At 61.0% G+C, this 19,377-nt stretch carries 14 protein-coding genes; 5 read left to right on the top strand and 9 right to left on the bottom strand.

The features are described from left to right. The first annotated feature begins 21 nt into the window (after positions 1-21). Complete coding sequence (gene gbcA / locus AD666_RS21020; RefSeq protein ID WP_053156175.1) at positions 22-1,317, top strand: glycine-betaine demethylase subunit GbcA; 1,296 nt, start codon at positions 22-24, stop codon at positions 1,315-1,317. Positions 1,318-1,424: 107 nt separating this feature from the next. Here the strand turns inward: gbcA and AD666_RS21015 are convergent, their stop codons facing one another. From AD666_RS21015 to AD666_RS20975, 9 genes are all read right to left on the bottom strand, one after another. Then, positions 1,425-2,669, bottom strand: coding sequence for a metallophosphoesterase (locus AD666_RS21015; protein WP_053156172.1), 1,245 nt, complete (start codon positions 2,667-2,669; stop codon positions 1,425-1,427). A 27-nt stretch (positions 2,670-2,696) separates the two neighbouring features. After that, positions 2,697-4,565, bottom strand: coding sequence for a hypothetical protein (locus AD666_RS21010; protein WP_053156169.1), 1,869 nt, complete (start codon positions 4,563-4,565; stop codon positions 2,697-2,699). A 138-nt stretch (positions 4,566-4,703) separates the two neighbouring features. Continuing rightward, on the bottom strand, positions 4,704-8,156 hold the full coding sequence (locus AD666_RS21005) for a GMC oxidoreductase (RefSeq protein ID WP_053156165.1): 3,453 nt from the start codon (positions 8,154-8,156) through the stop codon (positions 4,704-4,706). A 1,122-nt stretch (positions 8,157-9,278) separates the two neighbouring features. Then, a complete protein-coding gene (locus AD666_RS21000) occupies positions 9,279-10,049 on the bottom strand; it encodes an electron transfer flavoprotein subunit beta (RefSeq protein WP_053156161.1) in 771 nt (256 codons plus the stop codon). 15 nt (positions 10,050-10,064) lie between these two features. After that, positions 10,065-11,285, bottom strand: a complete 1,221-nt coding sequence (locus AD666_RS20995; RefSeq protein ID WP_053156158.1) for an electron transfer flavoprotein subunit alpha/FixB family protein — start codon at positions 11,283-11,285, stop codon at positions 10,065-10,067. Continuing rightward, entirely contained in the window at positions 11,285-13,234 is a 1,950-nt protein-coding gene (dgcB, locus tag AD666_RS20990) for a dimethylglycine demethylation protein DgcB (protein ID WP_053156155.1), read from the bottom strand. The genes AD666_RS20995 and dgcB overlap by 1 nt, the downstream gene beginning before the upstream one ends. Positions 13,235-13,406: 172 nt before the next feature. Beyond that, on the bottom strand, positions 13,407-15,467 hold the full coding sequence (gene dgcA / locus AD666_RS20985; protein WP_053156152.1) for a dimethylglycine demethylation protein DgcA: 2,061 nt from the start codon (positions 15,465-15,467) through the stop codon (positions 13,407-13,409). Between the two features lie 15 nt (positions 15,468-15,482). Next, positions 15,483-16,013 carry a DUF5943 domain-containing protein gene (locus AD666_RS20980; protein ID WP_053156148.1) on the bottom strand — a complete coding sequence of 177 codons (531 nt, stop codon included), beginning with the start codon at positions 16,011-16,013 and terminating at the stop codon, positions 15,483-15,485. A gap of 80 nt (positions 16,014-16,093) precedes the next feature. Next, positions 16,094-17,071, bottom strand: a complete 978-nt coding sequence (locus AD666_RS20975) for a dipeptidase (RefSeq protein WP_053156145.1) — start codon at positions 17,069-17,071, stop codon at positions 16,094-16,096. A 234-nt stretch (positions 17,072-17,305) separates the two neighbouring features. On the opposite strand from AD666_RS20975, the gene AD666_RS20970 reads away from it, so the two are divergent. The 4 genes from AD666_RS20970 to AD666_RS20955 all read left to right on the top strand — a co-directional run bounded on the left by AD666_RS20970 (position 17,306) and on the right by AD666_RS20955 (position 19,314). Beyond that, entirely contained in the window at positions 17,306-17,707 is a 402-nt protein-coding gene (locus tag AD666_RS20970; protein WP_053156142.1) for a lysozyme inhibitor LprI family protein, read from the top strand. Between the two features lie 152 nt (positions 17,708-17,859). Further along, positions 17,860-18,114 carry a type II toxin-antitoxin system RelE/ParE family toxin gene (locus AD666_RS20965; protein WP_053156139.1) on the top strand — a complete coding sequence of 85 codons (255 nt, stop codon included), beginning with the start codon at positions 17,860-17,862 and terminating at the stop codon, positions 18,112-18,114. Then, positions 18,098-18,421, top strand: a complete 324-nt coding sequence (locus AD666_RS20960; RefSeq protein WP_053156137.1) for a helix-turn-helix domain-containing protein — start codon at positions 18,098-18,100, stop codon at positions 18,419-18,421. The genes AD666_RS20965 and AD666_RS20960 overlap by 17 nt, the downstream gene beginning before the upstream one ends. Positions 18,422-18,537: 116 nt before the next feature. Then, positions 18,538-19,314: a hypothetical protein gene (locus tag AD666_RS20955; RefSeq protein ID WP_053156135.1), complete on the top strand. Its 777-nt coding sequence runs from the start codon at positions 18,538-18,540 to the stop codon at positions 19,312-19,314. Positions 19,315-19,377 lie beyond the last annotated feature (63 nt).

The following is a 19,377-nucleotide window of genomic DNA, read 5'->3' as shown; positions in this document are numbered from 1 at the left end:
GATGGCCATGAGGATAAAACGATGGACGTAACTACAACCCTGAGCCTGGGCGATCCACTGGAACCCGCACGCAAGGCCACCGCACAGATGCTGCAGGAACGCGAGCGCACGTTCTCGCTGCCGCAGCCGTTCTATTGCGATGAGCGCCTGTTCGACATCGACATGCAGGAAATCTTCCAGAAGGAATGGCTGATCGCCGGCATGACTTGCGAGATCCCGACCAAGGGCAACTACCTGACCCTGCAGGTAGGCAAGAACCCGATCATCGTGATTCGTGGCGCCGAAGGCGTGGTGCATGCGTTCCACAACGTCTGCCGTCACCGTGGCTCCCGGTTGTGCACCAGCGACAAGGGCAAGGTTGCCAAGCTGGTCTGCCATTACCACCAGTGGACCTACGAACTGGACGGTCGCCTGCTGTTCGCCGGCACCGAAATGGGCGCCGACTTCGACATGAAGCAGTACGGCCTCAAGCCCGTGAACGTGAAAACGGCCGGCGGTTACATCTTCATCAGCCTGGCGGAAAACCCACCACCCATCGATGACTTCCTGTCCACGCTGAACCACTACATGGAACCGTACGACATGGAAAACACCAAGGTGGCGGTGCAAACCACCTTGATGGAAAAAGCCAACTGGAAACTGGTGCTGGAGAACAACCGCGAGTGCTACCACTGCGGCGGCTCACACCCGGAATTGCTCAAGACCCTGTTGGAATGGGACGACGTCACCGACCCACGCGCCGACCAGGCCTTCAAGGACCACGTGGCCGAATCCGCCGCCGCCTGGGAAGCCGAGAAAATCCCTTACGCCCACAAGAGCTTCGGCCTGCGTAACCGCATCGTGCGCATGCCACTGCTCAAGGGCACCGTGTCGATGACCATGGACGGCAAGCAGGGCTGCGCCAAGCTGATGGGCCGCATCAAGAACCCGGACCTGGGCTCGATGCGCATCCTGCACCTGCCGCACTCGTGGAACCACTGCATGGGCGACCACATCATCGTGTTTACCGTGTGGCCGATCAGCGCCCAGGAAACCATGGTCACCACCAAATGGCTGGTGCACAAGGACGCAGTCGAAGGCGTGGATTACGACGTGGAGCGCATGCGCCAGGTCTGGGACGCCACCAACGACCAGGACCGTCGCCTGGCCGAAGAAAACCAGCGCGGCATCAACTCCACCGCCTATCAGCCGGGCCCGTACTCCAAGACCTACGAGTTCGGCGTGGTGAACTTCGTGGATTGGTACAGCGAGCGTATGCTCAACAACCTGGGAGCTGAGCCGGCGCCGTACCTCAAGGGCGTGCCGGTCCAGGGCTAAAAGCAAAAGCTTTCGCGAGCAAGCCCGCTTCCACACGGGATCTTCAGTGCAATGGAGATCCGGTGTGGGAGCGGGCTTGCTCGCGAAGACGGTTCAAGCAGCACCGATCACTTCGAAGACCACCGCACCGACCCATCCTCGCCATAGAACGTCTCTTCGATGTTCTCCCCCACCAACCGCACCCTCACATACCCGTTCAAGACCCGCTCCGGATATGCCGGATCCCCCGCCAACTCCGTCTCCGACCATAGCACCCGGGCGTGCCCGTTCAGCTCGCTGGTGGTGCCATAGGGAATCGCCCCATGTCCGGCGCAACGTGCATGCAAACCGCCTTGAGGCGCATAGCAGATGCCGTTGTGCAAATGCCCCCAGTACCAGTAGTCCGGCTCGCGCCCGAGGGCGTCGCACACCGGCTGATAAAGCGCAGTCTTGTGGTGTCCGGAAATATCGAAGCCCTGGTGATGACTGAGCACCATCAATTTCTTGCGTATGGGCAGGCCTTTCATCCAGTTGATCTGCTGCTCGTTGAGCGTGCCATCCATGTACAGGTTCATGGCGTCCGAGGCATAGGCGGTGTCCAGACCGACCACCAGCCAGTCGTCGTTGTACAAGGCAAAGTAACTGGTACCCTGCTGCACGGGGAAGCGCGCCGCCAGTTCCTTGAAATAGCCATGGGCGCCGCTGTACATCTCGTGGTTGGAATTGAGGGTGAACGAGCCATGTTTGCCTTGAGGCCAGCCCGCCATGTCGACATCTTCCTGGGACTGAGTCCCGGCGTAATACACATCCCCCAGGTGGATGGTGAAATCGGCTTGTGCCAACTGCATCTGATTGGCTACGGCCACCGCCGGGGCGTGGCTGTCGAACGGCCCGGTGCCCCAGTCGCCGGCGATGGCCAGGACGACATCGTTGTCCATTTTCACCAAAGCCGGATTGGTCGCGAAGGTCGCATGGTGACGCAGGTTCTCGATCCATTTGAGCAGCGCCTCGCTCCACAGCAGGTCCAGCAACTCCCATTTACGACAGCCCAACAAGGTGCCGTCCTTGAGCACACGGGTCGGCAATTCGTCCTCGCTTTGCGGCAAGGGCGTGGCGTTGCCGATCTTCAGGATCGACAGACCGTGGGCCAGTTCCCATGGGACGGCCGGTTCGTCATCCGGCAGGTCACCGTGCTCGATGACGTGCCGGGCCTGGTCATGACCCCGTTGCAACAGTTTGACGATGGCCTGGAACTCCTCGGGCTCCAGGTCGTTGACGAGTTTTTTCCAGGACATTTCCAGGCGCGTCACCAACCCGTGCAACCGGACCTTGACCTTGTCGAACTCATGTTCCAGATGATGCAGTAATGACATGTGAACGCTCCTTCGCAATGCCCTGGGTCACAGGGTTTTCATGAACTCGATCAAGGCCCGTTTGTCGGCGTCCGACAGCTGCGTGCCATACAGGTGGCCGCCGTTGTGATTGCCTTCCAGGCGGGTGTCGTATTTGAAATCCGCCGAAGCTTTCATCTGCTCGCCACTGGTGATGAAGCCCACCTTCTCCGGGTCGTAGATGTCGGAGCCGGTGTAGAACACCTGCGGACGTCGTTCCGGCGGCTGCAGCAGATCCCACAAAGTCGGTACCGAGCCGTTATGCAGGTACGGCGCCCGCAACCAGATACCGTCGGTAGGCGTGTTGCTGTAGCTCTGGGTCTTGCGGTAGGCGCCGAAGTCGAACGGCGGTTTCTTGAAGCCGTGGAAAGCCGATACCAGCCCTGTGGTAAAGGAGTTCAGGCGATGGGGATCGGTGCCCAGTTGGTCGATGTTGGTGGTGACCTGCCCGGTGTCGGCGCGACCGAAGTCATGGCAACCGGCGCAGTTCTGCTCCCAGATCGGCTTGCCCTGGGCGACTTTTGCCTGATCCAGGGCGAACGGCCAGGCCGGCGCCTTGTGGCCCAGCAGCCAATTGGTGACCCGGTTGAAACTCGGCGGCAGCACCGATTCCGGCGTCGCACCCACCGCCATGGCCGCGGCGTAGTTACGCTCGTGGATCTTGTTGTTATTGCCGTCCCAGTGCAGGTACATCGACTCCCGGGGTTTCTGGTTCCAGACCTGCGGCAAGTCCACGGTGCCGATGGTGGAATCATCCGGGAAGCCGAACACCACCATCTTGGTCGGGTTGAACGTGTCGGTCCGCCCTGGTCCCTGGGCCGGGCGTAGCTTCTGCCAGGCGTAGGCCTGCTTCTGCTTGATCAGCGCGCTTTTGGCCATCGGGATGATCAGGTAGCGGTTATACAGCTTCTCGAAAAAGCCCAGCTGGAATTTGGCGTTGATCGCCGCCATCACCGCATCGACGGTGAATTTCGGGTCACTGGCGCAGTCGTAGGCAAACCACTGGAAGGCCTGCAGTTGCAGCGTATTGGCCGGTGCGCTGGCGACCGGGATCGCTACGTCAGTGGCATTGGCCCGATAGGAACCGGTGTGGCACAAGGCGCAGTTCGGTTCTACCGTGGGATAACCGAGCTGCCGCTTGGCCATCCCGATGGGCAGGTCGTTGCCGTTTTCATAGAGGAAACCGAACACCTCGTAGCCACCGGGCTTGGGCATTTTTTCCGGGCACATCTGCGGCAGCACGGCGAACAGGTAATAAGGAATCCGCGCCTCGATGCCCAGCCCGATGGCCGCGTATTTGTAATGGTCCTCATCGGACTTGAAGTCCGGTTGCGGCACCTCTCGTATCATCTGGTACCAGGTCTGGTAGCCGATGAATCCCAGCACCAGCACCACGACCAGCGCACCCACCTTGAAGCCATGGCTTTTCCAGCGTTGCGCCCAACCTGCGCGCCACGCTCGCCACCCGGCGCAAAGCAAGGCCAGCGGGCGATTAGCGACCGGACTGCCCAGGTACAGCAGGGTCCCCAGCACCAGGAACATGGTCAGGTCGCCCATCAGCATCGGCTTGAACAAAGGCCCCTGGTTATTGGTGTTGATCAGGTAGATCCAGAACACCACCGCCACCAGCCGCGACAGCACGCACAACCACGAATGAATCACGAAACGCGGCGCATTGAACCCGGAGGGCATGTAGAACAGGCTGATCCCCACCAGCAACATGCCGGTGTTTTCCAGCCAGGGATCGGACAACACGGGGGGCAGGCCGAGCATGGACGTCAGCAACGCCGGCGCGAACAGCGCCGGAATCGCAAAGACCATGTTCATGACGATCCCCACCCAGATGATGCGTTGGAACCAGCGGATGTAGGTATTCATGGGCATCCTTTTTCCTTGGGCCTATTCATGAGGTGCGGTGCTCTTCAGTCCGCCTTCGCGAGCAAGCCCGCTCCCACAGGAGATCGCGTACCCCTGTGGGAGCGGGCTTGCTCGCGAAACAGTCGACTCGATCCGGCCTCAACCCAGGGCCGTCTTCTCCAGGTGTCCGAGGATGATCGGATACACATCCATCACCGCGTCCTTGCCGAAGATGCAGTCGATATGGCCGTAGCCCGGCACTTCATGGCGGCTGAACAGTTGCGGGCCATGCATGTCGCACAGTCGTTCATAAGTCTTGAGGGTGCTCTGCGGCAGGTAGCATTGGTTGTCGGCACCGCTGATGAAGCAGATCGGCAATTTCAGCCGGTCGAAATGCGGCATGTAGACGTCGTTGCCCTTGAAGTCCACCAGATGCCCCTTGCGCACGATCAGCGCCAGGTGTTCGAAGGTGTGCATGTTCGACTCGCCGAACAACTCATGAAGGTTGTCGTGCAGGGTTTCATTGAGGGTGTCGTGGCGATACAGCGAGGCGTACATGAAGGTGATGCGGTGGCAAACCGGGTTGGTGCAGTAGCCCTGGGCCTCGATCCGGGCATAGCCATTGAGGGCCTTGTCATAGAGTTTGTTGAACCAGTTCTCCTTGGTGTCGGCATAGGCCGTCAGTGATTTGATGCCGATGGCGTCGAGCATCCCCGGCAGATGCAGGCCGGCCTTCAGACCGGTGGCGGTGGCGACCACCGTGTCGGCGGCGATCTGCGAACAGACCACCGAGCGCACCCCTTGCAAGCCCGCCAGCATCGACATAAAGAAGGTCGTCGCGCCATAGCAATGCACCACGCATTGCACGTCACGGGCCAGGGTCGCCTGCTGGATCTGCTCGATGGCAGCCTTGAAGTCGTACTGGGCCACTTGGTCACCGTTCCATTCCCGCTTGCTGGCGGGCAACAGGATGCTCACCCGCAGGTCCAGCAGCCAGACGTCGTACTCGTGCTTGCACAGGTATTCCAACAGGTTGGTATGGATAGTGTCGGTGGAAAAGATGTTCGAGCCCACACCCAGGCCATGCACCAACATCACCGGGCCCTTGCTGCCCGCCTGGTAACGGGTCAGACGCAGTTGGACGTTGTCTTCTGTCTCGAAGAAATGCACCGTCGGCGCCGGCGCGTCCAGCGGTCGCTTGATGCGCGGCGGCGCATCCGGGTTGAAGTAGATGTCGCCGGCAAACACCCCGCCATAGCTCTCCCACAGGATACCGGCAAAGAACTTGCCGAACCGTGCCAGGGCATCCAACCGTTCGCGCTCGTTACGTGCGTTGAGCACTTTCATAGTGGTCATCTGCTTGGCGAAATCGGCCGGCAGAATGTGCATCACCCCCGAACCGATCACCGCGCCGGTCTTGTCCGGCCCGTGGTAAAGCGTGACATAGAGGGTACTGGTGTCGTGCCAGATGTTCAGCACGCCGTTGTCCTCGGGCACGGTTTTGAAGGCGCTGAAGTAATAGTCGCTGCCGTCCTCGGCGGTCAGTTTCATGTCGTAGTTCATGTGCCGCACGCCGACCTGTTCCTGGTATTGCTCGAACAGATTGAACACCCCGTTGCTGGCCACCAGCGGTTGTGGTGAGAGCAGCGGCGCATCGAGGGTGCCAACGATGGTCGCGGCGTGTTCTGGCTCCTTGATCAGGCGATTGAGGTCATCGGCGGTGATGGTCAGCGTGAACTCGATGGGCGAATTGTCTGCCTTGCCACGTTTGGCCGCTGCTTCGTACAGCGTCAGGTCGGTGCCCTGCGGCTGGGTGAACGCCGTAGAGAAAAAGCCCTTCATGGTTTCAGTGAACTGCACCCCGAGGGTGGGCGCCGCCACCGGTTTGCGCGGTGCCGAAGGCAGGGTGTAGTCGATCAGCCAGCCATGATCGGCCGCCAGCAGCGCCATGTTGCGCTCGCTCACCGCCGAAATGGTCAGCAGCGGGTTGACCGCCAGGGACGTCGGAATCACCGCACCGTCGGCCACGTACAGGTTGGGGTAGACCTCCGTGCCGCTAGCACCGCTGAACACCTGCCCCTTGTGATTGACCACGCCCTGGGTGGCATCCTCACCCATCACGCACCCACCCAGCGGGTGAACCGAAACGATGCTGTGCTTGAGCAGCTTGGTCCAGATCGGGTTCTCGACCCAGATTCCGCCCAGCGCCTTGGTGCACTGGTGCAGGCGTTCGTTGCCCAGGGTGACGTTCTCCTGCTCGCCGACGCCGGGCCAGTCGATGCGCAACTGATCCTTGTCGTCGAGCACCATGCGGCCCTTGCCATTGTCGTGGCTCATGATCAGGTAGGTCTGCATGTTATGCAGCGCGCCGTGGTAGGGGCCGCGCAGGAAGCTTTCAGCCTCCCGCCCCTTGTATTTGAGGCTGGCGCCGAAGCCGGTGTCAGTAGGTACGCCGATCATCTCGGCGAACGCCGCCATGCTCGGTACCATTGGCCGGCCGAGAGCGCCGGGGATCGAGCCTTCTTCGATGACCATGCGGCTGCGCCAATCGCCCTCGGTGCGCATGTCGATGATGGAGGTAATGCACGGCCCCACCGGTTCCAGCTCCTTGGCCGAATGGGCACCGAAACCGATGCCGTTGATGGTCTGGTCGCAGTTGTGGCCGAATCCGAGGATGTCGCCGTTGCCGCTCATGTTTTCGCCCAACTGGTTGGACATCGACAGGCCCTTGTCCCGGGAGCGCAGCATGATTTCCGTGGTGCCCAGGGTGCCGGCGGACACCACCACAATGTCGGCCCGCACGAACAGCGTTGGCGCCGAGAACAGCTCGCGGCCGCTGTCCAGGTACTGGAAGTGCACGATCCAGCCGTTGCCGTCGCGCTCCAGGTGGCGCACCTCGGCCTGGCAGAAAATCTCCGCACCGTGGTTCCAGGCATCGGGCAGGTAATTCATCAGTGTGGTGTTCTTGGCCTTGTTGTTACAGCCCGAGACGCAATCGCCACAACCGTTGCATGGCAATTGTTCGACGCCGACGTGGTTGAGGTTGTTGGGCAACTTGTCGAACGTCACGTTGATCGGCGGCTTGTAGAAATGTGCGCTCTGTTTGAGATAGTCGGCCGATTTGCTGTGGGCATCGAGCTTGGGCAGGTTTGGCTCCGAGGCCGGATAGGCGTTGGGCTTGAGCATCTCGCGAGCCCGGGCATAGCCTTCCTTGAGCAACGTGTCTTGATGGTCACGTACCGCCTGTGGCCAGCGCGGATCCTCGAACACACCAGGTTCTGGCTCCAGCGAGACGTTGGCATTGATCAGCGAAGTGCCACCCAGGCCGCAACCGACCACCACGTTCTGCTGAGCATTGACGTGCAGGTCGTACAACCCGGTTCGCGAGCCAATGTGACCGTCCGGGTCATGGACCTGCAACTCCTCGGTGGCCGCGAGCATGGTGTTGGGGTACTCGCCGGGCTGGATTTCCCGGCCACGCTCCAACAGGCACACCTTGCGTCCGGCCCGGGACAGGCGCGAGGCGGCAATGCCGCCGCCATAGCCTGAACCGATGACGATCACATCGTAATGTTCCTGGATTTGGCTGATGGGGGTCGATATCCGTGTCATGTTCAAGTCCTCTCAGGCGGAAGGGGCAACTCTGCGGTTGCCTGTCGATCAGGCGTACAGACGCCTGGCCACTCTCTCTTCGGGATTGAGCGGCAGTCAGCGGTGCTACAGGGGAAAAACCAGGTGCGTATCGACGCGCTATAGCCGTGCACGCTGATGAATGGCGCGCCGTCGGGGTAACAGGGTGGGAGGCGTCGGGACGCACTTCACAGGAAGGTTCGGGCAAAAACGGGAGAGCGGGTTATCCATCATGTGTTCTCCCTGAACCTGACATGGATATAAGGTAGCGATGTCCTTGTGCCATTGGAGTGAAGACAGGCGACAGCGCCCCGTCAAGGCAGTTCCTTAGAACTGTATGAAATTTGATCTATCGCGGTTTGAACTAAGCCAGCCGGGCTCCGCAGCCTTTGGCAAACAAGTTATCCACAAGTCCACCCACAGCTATTGGGGAAAAGTGCGTCTTGTTGAGCAATATCCTGATCGACAGAGCCTTGAAAGCTATGAATTATGAACAGGCGAGCCGTTGACTGCGCGCAGATCAATTTTTGATCATTCTCGCTAACGCCTTGAATGGCTTGGCTTACAGGACATAGCGAACACCTTATCCACAGAAGCACCAACAGCGTTTGGGGGTAATTTTGACGTTTCTGTGGAAAACCGCCGTGACGGTCTCTAAGCCATGGAAATGTTAAGCGATTTCAGAGAAACCGAGGCAATTGATCATTAAATAAACAATTCTCTGGAACCCTCGTTTCACAAGGCCTGGAGACGATAACGAACATCTTATCCACAGAAGCGCCAACAGAGATTGGGGGCAAGTCGGAGCGGTTTAAGTCACCTGCCAATCAGAAAACCTCAGTAAAAACCGTCAGTTAGGCTGGTTATTTTTTGAGCGCAGGCTTGAAGGGCTTGATTGGCGTGGGGTGTGGCGATGGACGAACAGGTTATCCACAGTGGGGCGCACAGGTATTGTGGGAAACTTTGCCAAGGTTGTGGGTAAATGAGTTTCCCTGTGGAAGCGGATTTGCTCGCGAAAGTGACGTGTCAGGCAACATCTTCCTGACTATTACCACACTTTCGCGAGCAAGCCCGCTCCCACAAAGACTCGCAGAGATTCCGAAGCTAGCGAACGACGCCTTCTTCAATCAGCAGCTTGAGAATCGCCTCGGCGCCTGCTTCGGGGCTGACGCCCTTGAGCATCTGCCCGCCTCCGCCGCTGGCCTTGGCCGTGGCGGCTTTCATGCGGTCGGCGCCGCTCTTGGCCTTGATTACTTTCAGGCGCTTGGGCCGTGGTTTGGCCGGTTGCAGAGTGGCCACTGCCAGCAGAGTATCATCGATCACTTCGACTTCCTCGGCGTGCAGCACGCCCCGTCTGGCCGGGCCATAGGCGCTTTGCCGAGGTTTGGGCGCGGCGTTATCCACAGTTGCCAGGAAAGGCAGGCGCACCTTCAGGCGGCGGCGCTGCCCTCTAGGCAAGGCTTGCAGCACCAGGGCCGCCCCATTCTCGATGGATTCCACCTGGGCCAGCCCTACCACCAGCGGCCAACCGAGGTTTTCCGCCAACAGAAACGGCAGCATGCCCGAGCCCTCGCCGGTCTCCGCCTGACTGCCGGTGAGCACCACCTGGGGCGCGGCGTCGCGCAGGTAATCGGTCAAGGCCGGCAGCGCGTCGGCGCCCGTCGGGTTTTCCAGCACGTGAAGTTCGTCCAGGCCCATACCCAGGTAAGCGCGCAGGGCCGGTTCGGCGACATCGCCCGCATGCAGCACCTGCAAGTCGTTGCCAGCCAGTTGCAGGCCCAGCTCTACGGCGCGAGCGTCCTGCTCGGCGCGCCGTGGGCGACCGGAGGTCGGGTGGGCGCCAATGGACACGAGGCTGATCACTTGAGTCGTCATGGTTGAATCCTTAGCTTAAGCCGCATCGCGTTTGGCTTCGTTGCGGTAAGCCTCTACCGCCGCGATCAGGGCGTGGAAAATCGCCGTACTGTCGCCGATCACCGACAAATCCGCCCGTTTGATCATGTCGCAGCCCGGATCGAGGTTGATTGCCACCACCTTGTCGCAGGCACCGATGCCTTGCAGATGCTGGATCGCCCCGGAGATGCCCACCGCAACATAGACCCGCGCCGTGACCCAGGTGCCGCTGGCACCGACCTGGCGGTCGCGGGCCATGAAGCCATCGTCCACCGCCACCCGCGACGCGCCTTCGGTTGCGCCCAGGGCCGCGGCGGTCTGATGGAACAGCGCCCAGTCCTTGACCCCGTTGCCGCCAGAGAAAATGAACTCGGCTTCGGCCATCGGGATCGCGCCCGGATCCACCGCCACCGCGCCGAGATCTTCGATGCGCGACAGGCTGCGGGCCACGCTTGTGGATAACTCCACCGGCAAGGCTTCGTGACGGGTCTCACTGACCGGCTCGGCACATTCGGCCGCTGCCAGGATCAACCGGGCCAACGGCCGGGCCAGGTCTTGCAGGCCCGCGCCAGCGCGGCCGATGCACTCCTCGCCCTTGACCTGCCAGACCCGCGTGGCCGGGCGTTCGCCCAGGGCCGCGGCAAAGCGGCGGCCCAGTTCGGCCCCGCCACTGCGACTGTCAGGCAGCAACCAATGACGTGGGTTGAACTGGTTATCCACAGCCCGCAGCCCCTGAACCCGTTGTTCCGGTGCATAACCGCTGAATTCTTCGCCTTCCAGCACCAGCAGGCGGTCGACACCGGCCGTGGCGAAGGCGTTTTCCTTATGCTCACCGAAGACCACCGCCAATACCGCACCATCGGAACCGGCCAATTGGTGGGCCAGGCCCAGCAGATCGCGGTCGTGACTGCTCAGGCGGCCACCGACCATGTCGGGCACGACGCTGATGTAAAACGCCGGTTGCGGCACTTGATGCAGCGGCAGTAACACTTCAGTGGCGGCGCTGCGCTTGGTGGTCCCGCCCTGCTGGGCGCCGCTGCGGTCGATCCGCTTGATGCCGTTGGGGCCGATGAAACCCACCCCATGGACATTCTTGCGGACGATGCCGTTGGGCCCCATCCAGCTGTGTTGTACCGGTTGCATGGCCGCATGCAATGGATGCAGACGGTTGCGGGCGATCCGCTCGGCGCGAGGGTCGCGACGGATGATGTCGCTCATTAATGCACCTCCGCAGGTTCACGTTTGGCCGAGGCCATGGGCTTGGTCGGTGCCGCATCTTCGAGCAATGCATCGGCCACCAGCTCGGCGATGTCCTTGATCATCGGGCGAGGCTCGACCACGCCTTCGAGCATTGCGGTGCATTGTGGACAACCCACGGCCACCAGCTCGGCACCGGTTTCGCGGATGTCTTCCATGCGCATGTCGGGGATACGCTGCTTGCCCGGAATGTCGGTGATCGGCGCGCCGCCACCGCCACCGCAGCAGCGGGAGCGGAAACCGGAGCGCTGCATTTCCTTGACCTCGATACCCAGCGCACGCAACACCTGGCGCGGCGCCTCGTATTCACCGTTGTAGCGGCCCAGGTAGCACGGGTCGTGATAAGTCACGCTGTCGCCCTTGTGCTGGCCAAGGCTGAGAGCGCCGGCGTCGATGATTTCCGCCAGGTAGGTGCTGTGGTGTTGCACCAGGTAGTTGCCATCGAAGGCGCCGTATTCGTTTTTCAGCACATGGAAACTGTGGGGATCGCAGGTCACGATGCGGTTGAAGCGGTACTTGGCCAGGGTCTGGATGTTGCGCTTGGCCAGGAGCTGGAACGTCGCTTCGTCACCCAGGCGTCGGGCCACGTCGCCGCTGTCGCGCTCTTCGAGGCCGAGCACGGCGAAGTCGATGTTTGCCGCCTTGAGTACTTTGACGAAGGCCCGCAGGGTGCGTTGGTTGCGCATGTCGAAGGCACCGTCGCCGACCCAGAACAGCACGTCGGTGGCTTTCTTCTCGCTGAGCAGGTTCAGGTTCAGGTCCGCCGCCCAGTTCATCCGTCCGCCCGGGGCGAAGCCACCCGGGTTGTCGGTGGCGATGAGGTTTTCCAGAACCTCGGCGCCTTTGTTCGGCGTGGCGCCTTTTTCCAGGGTCAAGTGCCGACGCATGTCGACGATGGCATCGACATGCTCGATCATCATCGGGCATTCCTCGACGCACGCCCGGCACGTGGTGCAGGACCACAGCGTCTCGGCGTCCACCAGGCCGTTGACGATCGGCTGATGAGGATTGCCGCCGTGCTCGCCCACCGGCTTGCCAGGGTACGGGCTACCGGCGAATTTGGCATCGGTGCCGCCGGCCAGGCCGACGACCATGTCCTGGATGAGTTTTTTCGGGTTCAGCGGCTGGCCGGCGGCGAACGCCGGGCACGCGGCTTCGCATTTACCACACTGCACGCAGGCGTCGAAGCCGAGCAGTTGGTTCCAGGTGAAATCCTTGGGTTTCTCCACGCCCAGCGGCGCGGCAGGGTCGTTCAGATCCAGCGGCTTGAGACCGGTGGAGCGACCGCCACCAAAGCGTTCGGCGCGACGGTGCCAGGCCAGGTGCAGGGCACCGGCGAAGGCATGCTTCATCGGCCCGCCCCAGGTCATACCGAAGAACAGCTCCGAGACGCCCCACACCACGCCAATCCCCAGGATTGCCGCCAGCAGCCAGCCGCCGAAATTCTCCGGCAGGATACCGGCCACCGGCAGGGTCACCAGGAAAAACGATGCCGAGAATGCCAGCAGGCTTTTCGGCAGGCGCATCCACGGGCCTTTCGACAGACGCGACGGCGGATTGCGCCGACGCAGGTAGACGAAGATCGCGCCGACGAACATCACCGCCGACATCAACAGCAGTGCGTAGCCGAGGAAGCGGTTATGCAGGCCAAAACCGTGCACCAGGATCGCCAGCACGATGGACGCCACCGCACCACCGGCCGTGGCAACGTGGGTATTGGCAATGTACTTGTCCCGCGCCACCACATGGTGCAAGTCCACCATGTAGCGCTTGGGCATCGCGAAGAGGCCGCCGATCAAGTCGACCTTGGATGGCCGGCCCCGGCGCCACATGTTTACCCGGCGCAAAGCGCCGAGGACCGCTAGGCCCAGGGCGGCGAAGAGCAGGATGGGGAGAAGGGTGTTCAACATAGGTGAAGCTCCCAAAGACCTCAGGGTCTTGCAGGCACAGAAACCTGAATGTCTTGCTCGATTCCTGTGGGAGCGGGCTTGCTCGCGAAGGCGGACTCACATTCAACATCGATGTCGACTGGTCCACCGCTTTCGCGAGCAAGCCCGCTCCCACAGGGTTATCCACAAGCCGTTAGAAATCCTTGCACAACCGCAGGGCGTCATAGATGGCCGCGTGGGTATTACGCTGAGCCACGCAGTCGCCAATGCGGAACAGCAGGTAGCCATCGCCGCTCTGCTCCAGGCACGGTTGAGGCTTGATCGCGAACAAGGCTTCGACATCGATCTGGCCCTTGTTGCGCGAACCTTCCTTCAGCGCGTAGTAGATCTCTTCATCCGGCCGTACGCCGTTCTCCACCACCACCTGGTCCACCACGCGTTCTTCCTTGGCACCGGTGTATTCGTTCTCCAGCACCGCCACCAGCTTGTCGCCTTCGCGGTAGACCTTCTCCAGCATCATGTCCCCGGTCATGATCACTTCTTTGGGGTACATGCTGCGGTAGTAGGTCGGGAACGAGGTGCCGCCAATCGCAACGCCCGGCTTGATGTCGTCAGTGACGATCTCGACCTGGCTGCCCTTGTCGGCCAGGAAGTCGGCCACCGACATGCCGGTGAATTCGCAAATGGTGTCGTAGACCAGTACGTTCTTGCCCGGCGCAACCTTGCCATCGAGCACGTCCCAGCTGCTGACCACCAGCCCTTCGGCGGCGCCCCAGTGTTCGTTCTGCTCCAGGTTCGGATGCCCGCCGACGGCTAGCACCACCACATCCGGACGCAAATCCATGATGGTCGCCGCGTCAGCCGCCACGCCCAGGCGCAGGTCGACTTTCAGCCGTGCCAGCTCCAGTTGGAACCAGCGGGTGATACCGGCAATCTGGTCCCGTTGCGGCGCCTTGGCGGCCGTGGTGATCTGCCCGCCGATGAACTCCTTCTTCTCGAACAGGGTCACGTCGTGGCCACGCTCGGCCGCCACGCGAGCGGCTTCCATACCCGCCGGGCCGGCACCAACCACCACCACCTTGCGTTTCGGCCCGGTGGATTTCTCGATGATGTGCGGTACGCCCATGTATTCACGGGAGGTCGCGGCGTTCTGGATGCACAGCACATCCAGGCCCTGATACTGACGGTCGATGCAGTAGTTGGCGCCGACGCATTGCTTGATCTGGTCGACCTGGCCCATCTTGATCTTGGCGATCAGGTGCGGGTCGGCGATGTGGGCGCGCGTCATGCCGACCATATCGACGTAACCGCCTTCCAGGATCCGCGTGGCCTGGTTCGGGTCTTTGATGTTCTGTGCGTGCAGCACCGGAACCTTGACCACTTCCTTGATACCGGCGGCCAGGTGCAGGAATGGCTCCGGTGGATAACTCATGTTCGGAATGACGTTGGCCAGGGTGTTGTGGGTGTCGCAACCCGACCCCACCACGCCGATGAAATCCAGCATGCCGGTGTCGTCGTAATACTTGGCGATCTGCTTCATGTCTTCATGGGACAAACCATCCGGGTGGAACTCATCCCCGCAGATGCGCATGCCCACGCAGAAATCGTCGCCCACTTCGGCGCGCACGGCTTTCAGTACTTCCAGACCGAACTTCATGCGGCCTTCGAAGCTGCCGCCCCATTCGTCGGTCCGCTTGTTGACCCGCGGGCTCCAGAACTGGTCGATCATGTGCTGGTGCACAGCGGACAGCTCGACGCCGTCCAGGCCACCGGCCTTGGCACGACGAGCTGCCTGGGCATAGTTGCCGATCACCCGCCAGATTTCTTCCGGCTCGATGGTCTTGCAGGTAGCACGGTGCACCGGCTCACGCACGCCGGACGGCGACATCAGGGTCGGCCAGTTGAAGCCGTCCCAACGCGAACGACGCCCCATGTGGGTAATCTGAATCATGATCTTGGCGCCATGCTTGTGCATGGCGTCGGCCAGGTTCTGGAAGTGCGGAATGATGCGGTCGGTGGACAGGTTCACCGAGCTCCACCATTCCTGCGGGCTGTCGATGGCGACCACGGAAGAGCCGCCGCAGATCGCCAGGCCGATACCGCCCTTGGCCTTCTCTTCGTAATACTTCACGTACCGGTCGGTGGTCATGCCGCCGTCGGTCGCATAAACCTCGGCGTGGGCGGTACTGAGGACGCGGTTGCGGATGGTCAGTTTGCCGATCTGGATCGGCTGGAACATTGCTTCAAAAGCCATGGCGCGATCCTCGACTTACAACGGCTTGACGATGAACAGGCCGTCGTCGTGGCCTTCTTCGGAACCGCCGTAGACCTGCTCGGCCACAGTGCGGATCGAGCTGCCACGCGCGGCGAGGATCTGGTCCATGGCACCGGCGAACCAGCCGGTGAACATGTAGTCGACCTTGCGCCCGACTTTGCCGTACACGTAGACGAACGCCGAGTGTTCGAGCTTGACGCTGGCAGTGCCTTTGTCCAGGTCGATGTCCTGGATCTTGAACAGACCCCAGCCACGTTGCGACAGGCGCTTCATGTAGTGCTCGAACACCGCGACGCCTTCCAGGCCGTGGCATTCGGCTTCTTTCTCGCACCAGTGCCAGGCAGACTTGTAGCCTGCCTTGTAGAGGATTTCGGCGTAGGCTTCGGCGCCCAGCACTTCCTCGATCCCCATGTGGTTGTTGACGAAGAAGTGACGCGGCACGTAGAGCATCGGCAGGGCGTCTGAGGTCCAGACACCGGTTTCGCTGTCGACTTCGATAGGCAGTTGAGGGGCGATTTTAGCCATTGAAACTTGACTCCGGAAATTCGTGATGTTGCCCGCGGCGCGGATGGCCGCAGGTAAAGGATTCGGTGCAGCAGCGGCGTTTATTCGCCCCAGACGTCTTTCAAAACGTTCACCCAGTTCTCACCCATGATCTTGCGTACCACCCGCTCGGAATGACCACGCTTGAGCAGCGTCTCGGTGAGGTTCGGGAACTCGCCCACGGTGCGGATGCCCAGCGGGTTGATGATCTTGCCGAAGTTGGTCAGGCGGCGGGCGTAGCCCTTGTCGTGGGTCAGCATCTCGAAGAACGCCTGATCGTGACCCTGGGTGAAATCGGTGCCGATGCCGATGGCGTCTTCGCCAACGATGTTCATGGTGTATTCGATGGCTTCGGCGTAGTCGTCGATGGTCGAATCGATGCCCTTGGCCAGGAATGGCGCGAACATGGTCACACCGACGAAACCACCATGATCGGCGATGAATTTCAGTTCTTCATCGGACTTGTTGCGCGGGTGTTCCTTCAGGCCGGACGGCAGGCAGTGGGAATAGCAGACCGGTTTCTTCGATTCGAGGATGACCTCTTCGGAGGTCTTGGAACCGACGTGGGACAGGTCGCACATGATGCCGACACGATTCATCTCGGCGACGATCTCACGACCGAAGCCCGACAGACCACCGTCGCGCTCGTAGCAGCCGGTGCCGACCAGGTTCTGGGTGTTGTAGCACATCTGCACCACACCGACGCCGAGCTGCTTGAAGATCTCGACGTAGCCGAGCTGGTCTTCGAAGGCGTGGGCATTCTGGAAGCCGAAGATAATGCCGGTCTTGCCCTGCTCCTTGGCCCGACGAATGTCGGCGGTGGTTTTCACCGGAATCACCAGGTCACTGTTTTCGCGGATCAGTTTCTGGCTGGCGGCGATGTTGTTGATGGTGGCCTGAAAGCCCTCCCACACCGACACGGTGCAGTTGGCCGCCGTCAGGCCGCCCTTGCGCATGTCTTCGAACAGGTCACGGTTCCATTTGGCAATGATCAGCCCGTCGATAACGATGCTGTCGGCGTGCAATTCGGCTGGGCTCATCAGGCAGTCCCCTTTTGTCAGATTTCATGCGCCGAATCGTGTGCCGGCGCTTTGGGGCCAGCATATGCCTGAGGGCCGTGGCGACCGGGTGCAAAAACGACAGGGGAATTGCCGAAAGCGTCAATCGGCGACAAAGGGCAGTGACGGGCCTGCCCACACCGTCTGTTCTTTGCCCGACGCTTGCGCCAGAATCCGCCGCACCACTGGCTTTCACTGGACTCGAGCGGCAGCGCAATGAAATCAATCTTCCTGGCTTTGGCACTGATCAGCACCGTCGCCCATGCGACAGAAGACACCGAACCGAACCCTTGCGACGCCGTCGAAAACGACGTCCAGACCCTGGCCTGCTCGGCCTATGGCAGGGCAGCCGCCGAACAATTGCTCAACGAAAACCTGCAAAGCCTCAACGAACGCCTGCAAACCCGCTACGCCAGTGACAAGACCAAACTCAGCGACATCACCGGCAAGATCAAGGCAGCCCAGCAACTGTGGCAAAAACAGCGGGACGCCGACTGCGCCATCGCCGCCTTCCCGGCCAGACCCGGCAGCGACGCCTACAAAATCGCGGAAAACGACTGCATGGCTCAGGTGAGCGATGACCGGTCGGAGTTTCTGGAGTCGATCGGGCAGGAGTGAGAGGCGCAGAGAGACCAGATTTTAATGATCTGGAGACTCGCCATGCGGTGACTTGCGCCTCAGAGGAGCAATATCCCGATAACTTTCATTCGTTGGCGTTGGGGAAGATATAGGTCAGCATTCGCAAAACTTATAAAAGACTTATATCCTCCATGAACACTATTCACTGGACCAGAAAGGCCGTTAAGCAGCTTCTAAGATTGCATTCTGTTCATCAGGCCCAGGTTCGGGATGCCGTCACGTTGCTCGCCCGGATGCCTGACGTGACTAACGTCAAAGCGCTTGTCGGCCATGACTATGCGTACCGCCTACGGGTGGGGAATTATCGAGTCATGTTCGACTGGGACGGGGCGATCAAGGTCGTCAGCATTCAAGAGGTCAAGAAACGCGATGAACGTACCTACTGATATTCAAATCATCAACGATGCAGATGGCAACCCGGCATTTGTAGTCATTCCATATGCCCAATACGTTGCGCAAAAACTGGAACCCGACCTGATTCCTCATGAAGTCGTCAGCCGTATCGTCGACGGCGCCACCCCCATTCGCGCCTGGCGCGAACATCTGAACCTGACTCAGGACGATGTCGCCAAGCGCCTGGGCATCTCGCAACCGGCCTTTGCCCAGCAGGAATCCGTCGCCAAACCTCGCCGGGCGACTCGTGAGAAAATTGCTGCTGTCTTTGGCATTCATGCCGATCAGCTTGAGCTGTAGCTGCACGTCGTCTTGCGCAAGGGCCGCTCAACCACCGCCTACTGTCAACTCTGACAGTAGGCGGATCACAACGAGAATCCTAGGATGACCCCAGGCTTAGCTTTGGGGATTCTCGAATGCATGCACTCACCGTCCTGCCCCTCTACGGCGCGGCCATTTTCATGGCCATTGTGCTGGGGATCGAGGCCGGTCGCCGGATCGGCAACCGTCACCTTGCCCAGGATCCGGAAGGTGCCCGCCAGGGTATTGGAGCGATTGAAGGCGCGGTGTTCGGCCTGTTGGCGCTGTTGATCGCCTTTACCTTTTCCGGCGCCGCCTCGCGCCTGGATCAGCGTCGAGCGCTGATCGTTGCCGAAACCAACGCCATGGGCACCGCCTGGCTGCGCCTGGACCTGTTGCCCGCCAGCGAGCAACCCGGCGTGCGCCAGGCGTTCCGGGACTATGTCGACGCCCGCATCGAGTATTACCGCGATTTGCGCGAGGATCAGGTCGACGAGGCGGCCCATGACCGGGCCAACGCCTTGCAGCGGACCATCTGGAAAAGCACGATCGGCGCCTTGCAGAAGATGCCCACCCCGACGTTGGGAACCAGCCTGCTGCAAGCGCAGAACGAAATGTTCGACATCACCACCACCCGCGCCGTGGCCCACGAAACCCACCCGCCTCTGATCATCTACTTGATGCTGGTGACCATGACCCTGGTCAGCGCCGTGCTGATCGGCTATGGCATGGCCGGCACGGCGCAACGCCATTGGCTGCACAGCCTGGGCTACGCGACGGTCATGGTTTGCGTGCTGTATGTGATCCTGGACTTCGAATACCCCCGCTTCGGTATCATCCGGGTCGATTATTTCGACAAGATCATGCTGGACCTGCGCAGAACCATGGACTGAGGCAAATTCCAGGCGCCCCCAGGTGCCGATGGGGATAGACTTGCGGTCCAGATCTCACATCAC

It is taken from the genome of Pseudomonas sp. Pf153 (assembly GCF_001269775.1).
GTDB lineage: Bacteria > Pseudomonadota > Gammaproteobacteria > Pseudomonadales > Pseudomonadaceae > Aquipseudomonas > Aquipseudomonas uvaldensis.
Note: the sequence above shows the minus strand (reverse complement) of the source record. Positions and strands in the feature narration are given on the sequence as shown.

What these genes read in the sequence shown, in the direction of transcription:
- AD666_RS20995 (WP_053156158.1), bottom strand. Translation starts at nt 11,285, where the DNA reads ATGAGCGACATCATCCGTCGCGACCCTCGCGCCGAGCGGATCGCCCGC.
- dgcA (WP_053156152.1), bottom strand. Translation starts at nt 15,467, where the DNA reads ATGGCTTTTGAAGCAATGTTCCAGCCGATCCAGATCGGCAAACTGACC.
- AD666_RS20955 (WP_053156135.1), top strand. Translation starts at nt 18,538, where the DNA reads ATGCATGCACTCACCGTCCTGCCCCTCTACGGCGCGGCCATTTTCATG.
- dgcB (WP_053156155.1), bottom strand. Translation starts at nt 13,234, where the DNA reads ATGTTGAACACCCTTCTCCCCATCCTGCTCTTCGCCGCCCTGGGCCTA.
- gbcA (WP_053156175.1), top strand. Translation starts at nt 22, where the DNA reads ATGGACGTAACTACAACCCTGAGCCTGGGCGATCCACTGGAACCCGCA.
- AD666_RS21000 (WP_053156161.1), bottom strand. Translation starts at nt 10,049, where the DNA reads ATGACGACTCAAGTGATCAGCCTCGTGTCCATTGGCGCCCACCCGACC.
- AD666_RS20975 (WP_053156145.1), bottom strand. Translation starts at nt 17,071, where the DNA reads ATGAGCCCAGCCGAATTGCACGCCGACAGCATCGTTATCGACGGGCTG.
- AD666_RS21005 (WP_053156165.1), bottom strand. Translation starts at nt 8,156, where the DNA reads ATGACACGGATATCGACCCCCATCAGCCAAATCCAGGAACATTACGAT.
- AD666_RS21010 (WP_053156169.1), bottom strand. Translation starts at nt 4,565, where the DNA reads ATGAATACCTACATCCGCTGGTTCCAACGCATCATCTGGGTGGGGATC.
- AD666_RS21015 (WP_053156172.1), bottom strand. Translation starts at nt 2,669, where the DNA reads ATGTCATTACTGCATCATCTGGAACATGAGTTCGACAAGGTCAAGGTC.
- AD666_RS20980 (WP_053156148.1), bottom strand. Translation starts at nt 16,013, where the DNA reads ATGGCTAAAATCGCCCCTCAACTGCCTATCGAAGTCGACAGCGAAACC.
- AD666_RS20970 (WP_053156142.1), top strand. Translation starts at nt 17,306, where the DNA reads ATGAAATCAATCTTCCTGGCTTTGGCACTGATCAGCACCGTCGCCCAT.
- AD666_RS20960 (WP_053156137.1), top strand. Translation starts at nt 18,098, where the DNA reads ATGAACGTACCTACTGATATTCAAATCATCAACGATGCAGATGGCAAC.
- AD666_RS20965 (WP_053156139.1), top strand. Translation starts at nt 17,860, where the DNA reads ATGAACACTATTCACTGGACCAGAAAGGCCGTTAAGCAGCTTCTAAGA.